This window comes from Streptococcus sp. 27098_8_103 (assembly GCF_041432345.1).
In the GTDB taxonomy this organism is placed as follows: domain Bacteria; phylum Bacillota; class Bacilli; order Lactobacillales; family Streptococcaceae; genus Streptococcus; species Streptococcus mitis_BV.
The window spans coordinates 1-10,561 of the sequence record NZ_JAPVZK010000044.1; the positions used below are offsets into that span (position 1 = coordinate 1).

Annotated in this window: 11 protein-coding genes; 9 read left to right on the top strand and 2 right to left on the bottom strand. The window is 37.6% G+C overall.

Annotation, left to right across the window (positions count from 1 at the left end):
* Window positions 1-164: 164 nt before the first annotated feature.
* From O3599_RS09480 to O3599_RS09500, 5 genes are all read left to right on the top strand, one after another.
* Window positions 165-1,424: a UDP-N-acetylglucosamine 1-carboxyvinyltransferase gene (locus tag O3599_RS09480; RefSeq protein ID WP_371512698.1), complete on the top strand. Its 1,260-nt coding sequence runs from the start codon at window positions 165-167 to the stop codon at window positions 1,422-1,424.
* Between the two features lie 15 nt (window positions 1,425-1,439).
* The gene (locus tag O3599_RS09485) at window positions 1,440-1,991 is read left to right on the top strand and encodes a GNAT family N-acetyltransferase (protein WP_261017859.1); all 552 of its coding nucleotides are present in this window, start codon (window positions 1,440-1,442) and stop codon (window positions 1,989-1,991) included.
* Window positions 1,984-3,261, top strand: a complete 1,278-nt coding sequence (gene spxR / locus O3599_RS09490) for a CBS-HotDog domain-containing transcription factor SpxR (RefSeq protein ID WP_261017858.1) — start codon at window positions 1,984-1,986, stop codon at window positions 3,259-3,261. The genes O3599_RS09485 and spxR overlap by 8 nt, the downstream gene beginning before the upstream one ends.
* A 15-nt stretch (window positions 3,262-3,276) precedes the next feature.
* Window positions 3,277-4,137, top strand: a complete 861-nt coding sequence (locus O3599_RS09495) for a methionyl aminopeptidase (RefSeq protein WP_261017857.1) — start codon at window positions 3,277-3,279, stop codon at window positions 4,135-4,137.
* Between the two features lie 251 nt (window positions 4,138-4,388).
* Window positions 4,389-5,306, top strand: coding sequence for a bifunctional riboflavin kinase/FAD synthetase (locus O3599_RS09500; RefSeq protein ID WP_261017856.1), 918 nt, complete (start codon window positions 4,389-4,391; stop codon window positions 5,304-5,306).
* Window positions 5,307-5,393: 87 nt separating this feature from the next.
* On the opposite strand, the gene O3599_RS09505 is transcribed toward O3599_RS09500, so the two are convergent.
* Window positions 5,394-6,242: a YitT family protein gene (locus O3599_RS09505; protein ID WP_023942678.1), complete on the bottom strand. Its 849-nt coding sequence runs from the start codon at window positions 6,240-6,242 to the stop codon at window positions 5,394-5,396.
* A gap of 141 nt (window positions 6,243-6,383) precedes the next feature.
* Here O3599_RS09505 and O3599_RS09510 point away from each other — a divergent pair, with 141 nt between their 5' ends.
* Entirely contained in the window at window positions 6,384-7,223 is an 840-nt protein-coding gene (locus O3599_RS09510) for a DegV family protein (RefSeq protein WP_261017855.1), read from the top strand.
* 107 nt (window positions 7,224-7,330) lie between these two features.
* Window positions 7,331-7,606, top strand: coding sequence for an HU family DNA-binding protein (locus O3599_RS09515; protein ID WP_001284640.1), 276 nt, complete (start codon window positions 7,331-7,333; stop codon window positions 7,604-7,606).
* A 92-nt stretch (window positions 7,607-7,698) separates the two neighbouring features.
* Here O3599_RS09515 and O3599_RS09520 read toward each other — a convergent pair whose 3' ends face one another.
* Window positions 7,699-8,955 carry an ISL3 family transposase gene (locus tag O3599_RS09520; RefSeq protein ID WP_247939919.1) on the bottom strand — a complete coding sequence of 419 codons (1,257 nt, stop codon included), beginning with the start codon at window positions 8,953-8,955 and terminating at the stop codon, window positions 7,699-7,701.
* Window positions 8,956-9,241: 286 nt separating this feature from the next.
* Here O3599_RS09520 and ccdA2 point away from each other — a divergent pair, with 286 nt between their 5' ends.
* Window positions 9,242-9,949 (top strand): thiol-disulfide oxidoreductase-associated membrane protein CcdA2, encoded by a 708-nt coding sequence (ccdA2, locus tag O3599_RS09525; protein WP_084928494.1) that lies wholly within the window; start codon window positions 9,242-9,244, stop codon window positions 9,947-9,949.
* 11 nt (window positions 9,950-9,960) lie between these two features.
* A complete protein-coding gene (sdbB, locus tag O3599_RS09530) occupies window positions 9,961-10,527 on the top strand; it encodes a TlpA disulfide reductase family protein (protein WP_247939918.1) in 567 nt (188 codons plus the stop codon).
* Window positions 10,528-10,561: the final 34 nt, after the last annotated feature.

The window sequence follows — 10,561 nt, forward strand, 5'->3', positions numbered from 1 at the left end:
TGTATTTAGGGGGCAAAAAAGGGGCAAAACTTTTTAAGAAAGCTCAGCTACCAACAAATACGATTCAGCCATATAATTGAAAATGATGGAAAAAAGGGTGAATTTATGATATACTTTAACGTAGGACCTTTTTAGAAATTTTGAAAGAGTATTAAAAATTTAAAATGAGAAAAATTGTTATCAATGGTGGCTTGCCCCTGCAAGGTGAGATTACCATTAGTGGCGCAAAAAATAGTGTAGTAGCTTTGATTCCAGCTATTATTTTAGCTGATGATGTTGTGACTTTGGATTGTGTACCAGATATTTCTGATGTTGCTAGTCTTGTCGAAATTATGGAATTGATGGGAGCTACTGTTAAGCGTTATGATGATGTGTTAGAGATTGATCCAAGAGGTGTTCAAAATATTCCAATGCCTTATGGTAAAATTAACAATCTTCGTGCATCTTACTATTTTTATGGGAGCCTCTTAGGCCGCTTTGGTGAAGCAACAGTTGGTTTACCGGGAGGATGTGATCTTGGCCCTCGTCCGATTGACCTACACCTTAAGGCATTTGAAGCTATGGGAGCAACTGTTAGCTACGAGGGAGATAACATGAAGTTATCTGCCAAAGAAACGGGACTTCATGGTGCAAGTATTTACATGGATACAGTTAGTGTTGGTGCGACGATCAATACGATGATTGCTGCTGTTAAAGCAAATGGCCGTACGATTATTGAAAATGCAGCTCGTGAACCTGAGATTATTGATGTTGCTACCCTATTGAATAATATGGGTGCCCATATCCGTGGTGCAGGAACAAATATCATTATTATTGATGGTGTTGACAGATTACATGGAACTCGTCATCAGGTAATTCCAGACCGTATTGAAGCTGGAACATATATATCTTTAGCTGCTGCAGTTGGTAAGGGAATTCGTATCAATAATGTATTATACGAACACCTAGAAGGATTTATTGCTAAGTTAGAGGAAATGGGAGTTCGAATGACTGTATCCGAGGATAGTATTTTTGTCGAAGAACAGTCTAATTTGAAAGCAATTAATATTAAGACGGCTCCTTATCCAGGCTTTGCAACTGATTTGCAACAACCGATTACTCCTCTTTTGCTAACAGCTAATGGTCGTGGTACAATTGTTGATACGATTTACGAAAAACGTGTAAACCATGTTTTTGAATTAGCTAAAATGGACGCAGATATATCAACAACAAATGGTCATATTTTATACACAGGTGGACGTGGTTTACGTGGAGCAAGTGTTAAAGCGACTGACCTGAGAGCTGGTGCAGCTTTAGTTATTGCTGGTTTGATGGCCGAGGGACAAACTGAAATTACCAATATCGAGTTTATCTTACGTGGTTATTCTGATATTATCGAAAAATTACGTAATCTAGGAGCGGATATTAGACTTGTTGAGGATTAAACCGTAGAGGTGTTTATGAATATTTGGACCAAATTAGCAATGTTTTCTTTTTTTGAAACGGATCGCTTGTATTTGCGTCCTTTCTTTTTTAGTGATAGCCAGGATTTTTATGAGATAGCTTCGAATCCAGAAAATCTTCAATTTATTTTTCCAAGTCAAGCTAGTCTCGAAGAGAGTCAATATGCACTGGCCAATTATTTTATGAAATCTCCATTAGGAGTATGGGCTATTTGTGACAAGAAAACTGAAAAAATGATTGGTTCAATCAAGTTTGAAAAGCTAGACGAAATTAAAAAAGAAGCAGAACTTGGTTATTTTTTAAAAAAAGAGGCTTGGTCGCAAGGCTTTATGACAGAGGTTGTTAGAAAAATTTGTCAGCTGTCTTTTGAAGAATTTGACTTAAAACAATTATCCATCATTACCCATCTAGAAAACGAAGCTAGTCAAAAGGTTGCTCTTAAGTCTGGATTTAGTTTGTTCCGTCAGTTTAAAGGCAGTGATCGCTATACAAGGAAAATGCGAGATTATCTTGAATTTCGCTTTGTAAAGGGAGAGTTTAATGAGTAAACACCAAGAAATTCTAAGCTATTTGGAAGAATTACCTGTTGGGAAAAGGGTCAGTGTTCGTAGTATTTCCAATCATCTCGGAGTCAGTGATGGAACTGCTTATCGGGCCATCAAGGAAGCTGAAAATCGTGGAATTGTGGAGACTCGTCCCCGTAGTGGAACAATTCGCGTTAAATCGAAGAAAGTTGCTATCGAAAGATTAACATATGCAGAAATTGCAGAAGTAACTTCTTCTGAGGTGTTAGCTGGACAAGAAGGTTTAGAAAGAGAATTTAGCAAGTTTTCAATCGGTGCTATGACCGAACAAAACATCTTGTCTTACCTTCATGATGGGGGACTTTTGATTGTCGGAGACCGTACCCGTATCCAATTACTAGCGCTGGAAAATGAAAATGCAGTTCTGGTTACAGGTGGATTTCAGGTCCATGATGATGTGCTTAAACTGGCCAATCAAAAGGGGATTCCTGTTCTGAGAAGTAAGAATGACACTTTTACCATTGCGACCATGATAAATAAAGCCCTGTCAAATGTACAAATCAAGACTGATATTCTGACAGTTGAGAAACTTTATCGCCCAAGTCATGAGTATGGTTTTCTGAGGGAAACAGACACAGTCAAAGATTATTTGGACTTAGTTCGTAAGAATCGTAGCAGTCGTTTCCCAGTTATCAATCAACACCAGGTTGTTGTTGGTGTTGTAACCATGAGAGACGCTGGTGATAAGTCACCAAGTACGACAATTGATAAGGTCATGTCTCGTAATCTATTTTTAGTTGGATTATCGACAAATATTGCCAATGTGAGTCAACGGATGATTGCAGAAGACTTTGAAATGGTACCGGTTGTTCGAAATAATCAAACCTTGCTTGGAGTTGTGACACGACGAGATGTCATGGAGAAGATGAGTCGTTCCCAAGTTTCTGCTCTACCTACTTTTTCTGAGCAAATTGGTCAAAAACTTTCTTACCACCATGATGAAGTAGTCATTACAGTGGAACCCTTTATGCTTGAGAAAAACGGAGTTTTGGCTAATGGTGTATTGGCAGAAATTCTGACCCACATGACCCAAGATTTAGTTGTGAATAGTGGGCGCAATCTCATTATCGAGCAGATGCTAATTTACTTTTTGCAGGCTGTTCAGATAGATGATATACTGCGCATTCAAGCCCGTATTATCCATCATACGAGACGGTCAGCTATTATTGATTACGATATTTATCATGGTCACCAGATTGTTTCAAAAGCAAATGTAACCGTTAAAATTAATTAGAAACTAGGAGAAAAAATGATAACATTAAAATCAGCTCGTGAAATCGAAGCTATGGATAAGGCCGGTGATTTTTTAGCAAGTATCCATATTGGCTTGCGTGATTTGATTAAGCCTGGCGTAGATATGTGGGAAGTTGAAGAATACGTTCGCCGTCGTTGTAAGGAAGAAAATTTCCTTCCGCTTCAGATTGGAGTTGACGGTGCTATGATGGACTATCCTTATGCTACCTGTTGCTCTCTTAATGACGAAGTGGCTCATGCTTTCCCTCGTCACTATATCTTGAAAGATGGTGATTTGCTCAAAGTTGATATGGTTTTGGGAGGTCCAATTGCTAAATCTGACCTGAATGTCTCAAAATTAAACTTCAACAATGTCGAGCAAATGAAAAAATACACTCAGAGCTATTCTGGTGGTCTAGCAGACTCATGTTGGGCTTACGCCGTTGGTACACCGTCCGAAGAAGTGAAAAATCTGATGGATGTAACTAAAGCAGCCATGTATAAGGGGATTGAGCAAGCTGTTGTTGGGAACCGTATTGGTGATATTGGTGCAGCCATTCAAGAATACGCTGAAAGTCGTGGTTACGGTGTAGTGCGTGATTTGGTTGGTCATGGTGTTGGCCCAACTATGCATGAAGAGCCAATGGTTCCTAACTATGGTATTGCAGGTCGTGGGCTCCGTCTCCGTGAAGGAATGGTCTTGACTATTGAACCAATGATCAATACAGGTGACTGGGAAATTGATACAGATATGAAGACCGGTTGGGCGCATAAGACCATTGACGGTGGATTGTCATGTCAGTATGAACACCAATTTGTCATTACGAAAGATGGACCTGTTATCTTGACTAGCCAAGGTGAAGAAGGGACTTATTAATAAAAAGTGAAAAGACTGCTGGAAGTTCGTTTTGAAAAAATCCAGTATATTTTCTCATATTAAAACGCATTGTATCAAGTTTTAAGGGCTGATGTGATGCGTTTTTCTGATTTCAAGACTCTTCCCTCAATCTCTTGTTATTTATTAAGATATTAAAAAAAATTCTTATAAAATGGTACACTTTAGCTTAAAAAAACGACATTTCAGATTTTCTGTTCCAGAAATAGCTGTCACTATGATATAATTATTTTATGATTATTACTATTCCTATAAAAAATCAAAAAGATATTGGCACACCATCCGATTCGGTCGTTGTTCTCGGCTATTTTGATGGTATACATAAGGGACATCAAGAACTATTTCGTGTTGCCAACAAGACTGCGAGAAAGGATTTATTGCCTATCGTAGTTATGACCTTTAATGAATCTCCAAAGATTGCTTTAGAGCCTTATCATCCGGATTTGTTTTTGCATATTTTGAACCCTGCTGAACGTGAGAGAAAATTAAAGCGTGAAGGCGTAGAAGAATTGTATCTCCTTGATTTTAGTAGCAAATTTGCTAGTCTCACGGCAGAAGAATTTTTTGCAACCTATATTAAGGCTATGAATGCTAAAATTATTGTTGCAGGTTTTGACTATACATTTGGTTCTGACCAAAAAACGGCAGAAGACTTAAAGGATTACTTTGATGGAGAAGTCATTATCGTTCCACCTGTAGAAGATGAGAAAGGAAAGATTAGTTCAACTCGTATCCGTCAAGCTATTTTAGATGGAAATGTGAAAGAAGCAGGAGAACTTTTGGGGGCACCGCTTCCATCAAGAGGTATGGTGGTTCATGGCAATGCTCGTGGTCGTACGATTGGTTATCCGACAGCGAATTTGGTGCTTTTAGATCGTACTTATATGCCAGCAGATGGCGTTTATGTCGTTGATGTTGAGATTCAAAGACAGAAGTATCGTGCTATGGCTAGTGTCGGGAAAAATGTGACCTTCGATGGAGAAGAAGCACGTTTTGAAGTCAATATTTTTGATTTTAATCAAGATATTTATGGGGAAACCGTCATGGTTTATTGGCTTGATCGCATTCGAGATATGACCAAATTTGACTCAGTTGACCAATTAGTGGATCAGTTAAAGGCTGATGAAGAAGTAGCTCGGAATTGGTCTTAAGAGATTGAGTAAACAAAAAAGAGGTTGTTTGTAACCTAAAAGATAGATGAATAAGTCTAACTTTTGAGGTCACTACACTACCTCTTTTTATTCTTTTTCAAAGGTGAATCCTTCTCCAAGGATTTCATGGGCTTCTGTAATGGTTATAAAGGCTTGAGGATCGATTCGATGAATCATTTCCTTCATTTTCACAATCTCATTTCTACCGACAATACAGTAGATAATCTTCAAATCTTTTTGACTATAGTAGCCTTGACCAGAAATAAAAGTAACGCCTCTTCCTAGGTCATCATTAATCGCTTTAGCAAGTTGGTCAGGACGTTTTGTGATAATCATAAATCCTTTACCAGCATAGCCACCTTCTCCAATCAAATCAATGACACGAGAAACGATAAAATCAAATAAGAGTGTGTAGGAAACCAATCTCAAATCCTTGAAGATTAGGAGAATAAGCATGAGAATACAAAAATCTAAGATAAAGAGCAATTTTCCCATTGATATATGAGTGTATTTATTGAGAATACGAGCAAGAATATCAGTACCACCAGTTGTACCTCCAGCATTAAAGATAATTCCAAGACCAATTCCCAATAGAATCCCAGCTATAAGGGCAGTGATTAGTAAATCACCTTGAAGATCAATATGAAGGGGAATACGCTCAAAAAAAGCCAACCAGGCGGACAAAGCTAAGGTTCCAAGCAAACTAGAATAGAGAGATTTTGCTCCAAAAATCTTCCAAGCTAGGATGAAAAGGGGAATGTTAATCAGCAAGTTCATGAGCGAAACAGGGATTTTAAAAAGATAAAAGGTGATAAGGGTAATACCTGTCGCCCCTCCTTCAAAGAGATGATGAGGAACTACAAAATAAGTCAGACCAAAAGCATAAATAGCAGCACCTAGTAAAATGGTAAAAATGGGGTAAATTTTTTTAATCATAGGACACCTCTTTTCTTATAAGTTGATTATATCAAATTTTTACGGAAAATTTGATTGACTCCATTAGGATTTTTAATCTTTTTTTGATATAATTAGAAGTAAGAAAACCAATCTGAATCCTAAAATAGAAAGATTGATACTATGACAAAAATTAAGATTGTAACCGATTCATCTGTTACTATTGAACCTGAACTCGTAAAACAATTAGATATTACAATTGTTCCATTATCTGTAATGATTGATAATGTTGTTTATTCTGATGCTGATTTGAAAGAAGAAGGTAAATTTCTTCAGTTGATGCAAGCAAGTAAGAATCTTCCTAAGACAAGTCAACCGCCTGTAGGTGTCTTCGCTGAAGTTTTTGAGGACCTATGCAAAGATGGTAGCCAGATTCTTGCTATTCATATGTCCCATGCTCTTTCTGGTACGGTAGAAGCAGCACGCCAAGGTGCTAGTTTATCTACTGCCGATGTGACAGTTATCGATAGTTCCTTTACTGACCAAGCCCTGAAATTCCAAGTTGTTGAGGCTGCGAAGTTAGCACAAGAAGGCAAAGATATGGCGGAAATTTTATCTCACGTTGAAGAGGTTAAAAACCACACAGAACTTTATATTGGTGTTTCAACTTTGGAAAATCTTGTTAAAGGTGGACGAATTGGCCGTGTAACTGGATTGTTGAGTTCTCTTCTTAATATCCGTGTTGTCATGCAGATGAAGGACCATGAATTGCAGCCAATGGTTAAAGGTCGTGGTGCTAAAACTTTTAAAAAATGGTTGGATGAGTTGAGAACATCACTCGCTGAACGTTCTGTAGCAGAGATTGGAATTTCATATTCTGGTAGTGCTGATTGGGCAAAAGAGATGAAAGAAAGCTTACAAGCTTATGTTGAACAGCCAATTTCTGTTTTGGAAACGGGTTCCATTATTCAAACGCACACAGGTGAGAATGCTTGGGCTATTTTGGTACGTTACCACTCCTAAAAAAATAAAGAAAATGGGAAGAAATAGCGTTTTTAACTTGACCTAAAAGGGATTTTAGGATATGATTATATTTGTTAATTAGAAATTAATTTGGAGGAATCATTAACATGGCAAACAAACAAGATTTGATCGCTAAAGTAGCAGAAGCTACAGAATTGACTAAGAAAGACTCAGCGGCAGCAGTTGAAGCTGTATTCGCAGCAGTAACTGAGTACCTTGCAGCTGGTGAAAAAGTTCAATTGATCGGTTTTGGTAACTTTGAAGTTCGTGAGCGTGCTGCACGTAAAGGTCGCAACCCACAAACTGGTAAAGAAATCAAAATTGCAGCTTCTAAAGTTCCAGCATTCAAAGCTGGTAAAGCTCTTAAAGACGCTGTTAAATAATCAACCTTCAAAAAGCCTATCATATCAAGCATTTGAGCTTGTGTGACAGGCTTTTCTTGGCTCTTTGTCAACTGTAGTGGGTTGAAGAAAAGCTAAGCTCGAGAAAGGACAAATTTCGTCCTTTCTTTTTTGATATTCAGAGCGATAAAAATCCGTTTTTTGAAGTTTTCAAAGTTCCGAAAACCAAAGGCATTGCGCTTGATAAGTTTGATGAGATTATTTGTCGCTTCCAGTTTTGCGTTAGAATAGGGTAACTGAAGAGCGTTGACGATTTTCTCTTTGTTCTTTAGAAAGGTTTTAAAGACAGTCTGAAAAAGAGGATGAACCTTCTTTAGATTGTCCTCAATGAGTCCAAAGAATTTCTTCGGCTCCTTATTCTGAAAGTGGAAAAGCAAGAGTTGATAGAGATGATAGTGGTGTTTCAAGTCTTCTGAATAGCTCAAAAGCTTGTCAAGAATCTCTTTATTGGTTAAGTGCATACGAAAAGTAGGACGATAAAAACGTTTATCGCTAAGTTTACGACTATCCTGTTGAATGAGTTTCCAGTAACGCTTGACAGCTTTGTATTCATGAGATTTTCGATGAAACTGATTCATGATTTGGATACGCACACGACTCATAGCACGGCTCATGTGTTGGACAATATGGAAACGATCCAACACGATTTTAGCGTTTGGAAAAAGCTGTTTAGCCAAGTCATAGTAAGGGCTAAACATATCCATAGTAATGATTTTCACTCGACATCGGACGGCTCTATCATATTTAAGAAAGTAATCTCGAATGACGGCTTGTGTTCTACCCTCAAGAACAGTGATGATATTGAGCTTATCAAAATCTTGCGCAATGAAACTCATCTTTCCCTTGGTAAAGGCATACTCATCCCAAGACATAATCTCAGGCAGATGTCTAAAATTACACTCAAAGTAGAAGTCATTGAGCTTGCGGATGACAGTTGAAGTTGAAATGGCCAACTGATGAGCAATATCGGTCATAGAAGTCTTTTCAATCAACTTTTGAGCAATTTTTTGGTTGATAATACGAGGGATTTGGTGATTCTTCTTGACGAGGGAAGTCTCAGCGACCATCATTTTCAAGCACTGATAGCACTTAAACCGACGCTTTCTAAGGAGAATTCTAGTAGTCATACCAGTCGTTTCGAGGTAAGGGATCTTAGACGGTTTTTGAAAGTCATATTTTTTCATTTGGCTTCCACAATCAGGACAAGATGGAGCCTCATAATCCAGCTTAGCGATAATTTCTTTGTGGGTATCCATATTGATGATATCTAGAATCTTGATGTTTGGGTCTTTAATATCGAGCAGTTTTGTGATAAAATGTAATTGTTCCATATGAATCTTTCTAATGATAGTTTTGTCGCTTTTCATTATAGGTCATATGGGACTTTTTTTCTACAACAAAATAGGCTCCATAATATCCATAGGGGATTTACCCACTACAAATATTATAGAGCCCTTTTCTTTTGCTTTTGGGACATTTTGGGGGCTAGAATCTGAATGAACTAGTACCGGAAAATCTTTCAAATACAGACTAATTCAATTTGCGTAGCAGAAATCATACAAATGAAATTGATTATAGTAAAATAGGATTAGAATTATTAAGAAAGTTGGTTTTTTATTGGAAACGATAGTATTTTCAATCTCCGTTTTTTTAGCAGGGATCTTGTCCTTCTTTTCCCCCTGCATTTTTCCTCTGTTACCTGTTTATACTGGAATTTTATTGGATGATCAGGAAAGTGCAAAAAGCTTTTCTTTGTTTGGGAGAAAGGTTGTCTGGTCAGGTCTGATTCGAACTCTTTGCTTTATCGCAGGTATCTCTCTCATTTTCTTTATTTTAGGCTTTGGTGCTGGTTACTTTGGTAATATTCTCTATGCCAATTGGTTTCGTTACACCATGGGAACAATTATTATCATTTTAGGCCTTCACCAGATGGAAATTTTTCATTTTAAGAAATTAGAGGTTCAAAAAAGCTTTACTTTTAAGAAATCAGAAGCCAATCATTATTGGTCGGCCTTTTTACTCGGTATTACTTTTAGCTTTGGTTGGACGCCTTGTATTGGTCCAGTTTTAAGTTCTGTTTTAGCGCTTGCGGCTTCTGGAGGCAATGGTGCTTGGCAAGGAGCTATCTATACCTTAATTTACACTCTGGGGATGGCCATTCCTTTCTTGGTTTTGGCTCTAGCTTCAGGTGTAGTAATGCCTTATTTTAGTAAAATTAAACGTCATATGATGCTACTGAAGAAAATTGGTGGTTTCCTCATTATTTTAATGGGAATTTTGTTACTATTAGGACAAGTAAATGTTCTAGCTGGAATTTTTGAATAAAGGAGAAAAAGATGAAAAAAGTAATGTTTGCTGGCTTAAGCCTTTTGTCATTAGTTGTATTGATGGCCTGTGGTGAGGAAGAGACTAAAAAGACTCAAGCTCCACAACAATCCACAAAACAACAGCAACAAACGACTGTACAACAAATTGCTGTTGGGAAAGAGGCTCCAGATTTCACCTTGCAATCTATGGATGGTAAAGAAGTTAAATTATCTGATTATAAGGGGAAAAAAGTCTACTTGAAGTTTTGGGCTTCATGGTGTGGTCCATGTAAGAAAAGTATGCCTGAGTTGATGGAATTAGCTGCAAAACAAGATCGTGACTTCGAAATTCTTAGTGTCATTGCACCAGGAATTCAAGGTGAAAAAACTGTTGAGCAATTCCCACAATGGTTCCAAGATCAAGGTTATAAAGATATCCCAGTTCTTTATGACACAAAAGCAACCACATTCCAAGCTTATCAAATTCGAAGTATTCCTACAGAATATCTAATTGATAGTCAAGGAAAGATTGGAAAGATTCAATTTGGTGTTATCAGCAACGCGGATGCAGAAGCAGCCTTTAAAGAAATGAACTAGAATAGATAAAAATCTGATTACAAGAGAGTAGTCA

Coding starts and splice junctions, on each gene's coding strand:
- O3599_RS09480 (WP_371512698.1), top strand. CDS start 165: ATGAGAAAAATTGTTATCAATGGTGGCTTGCCCCTGCAAGGTGAGATT.
- O3599_RS09485 (WP_261017859.1), top strand. CDS start 1,440: ATGAATATTTGGACCAAATTAGCAATGTTTTCTTTTTTTGAAACGGAT.
- spxR (WP_261017858.1), top strand. CDS start 1,984: ATGAGTAAACACCAAGAAATTCTAAGCTATTTGGAAGAATTACCTGTT.
- O3599_RS09495 (WP_261017857.1), top strand. CDS start 3,277: ATGATAACATTAAAATCAGCTCGTGAAATCGAAGCTATGGATAAGGCC.
- O3599_RS09500 (WP_261017856.1), top strand. CDS start 4,389: ATGATTATTACTATTCCTATAAAAAATCAAAAAGATATTGGCACACCA.
- O3599_RS09505 (WP_023942678.1), bottom strand. CDS start 6,242: ATGATTAAAAAAATTTACCCCATTTTTACCATTTTACTAGGTGCTGCT.
- O3599_RS09510 (WP_261017855.1), top strand. CDS start 6,384: ATGACAAAAATTAAGATTGTAACCGATTCATCTGTTACTATTGAACCT.
- O3599_RS09515 (WP_001284640.1), top strand. CDS start 7,331: ATGGCAAACAAACAAGATTTGATCGCTAAAGTAGCAGAAGCTACAGAA.
- O3599_RS09520 (WP_247939919.1), bottom strand. CDS start 8,955: ATGGAACAATTACATTTTATCACAAAACTGCTCGATATTAAAGACCCA.
- sdbB (WP_247939918.1), top strand. CDS start 9,961: ATGAAAAAAGTAATGTTTGCTGGCTTAAGCCTTTTGTCATTAGTTGTA.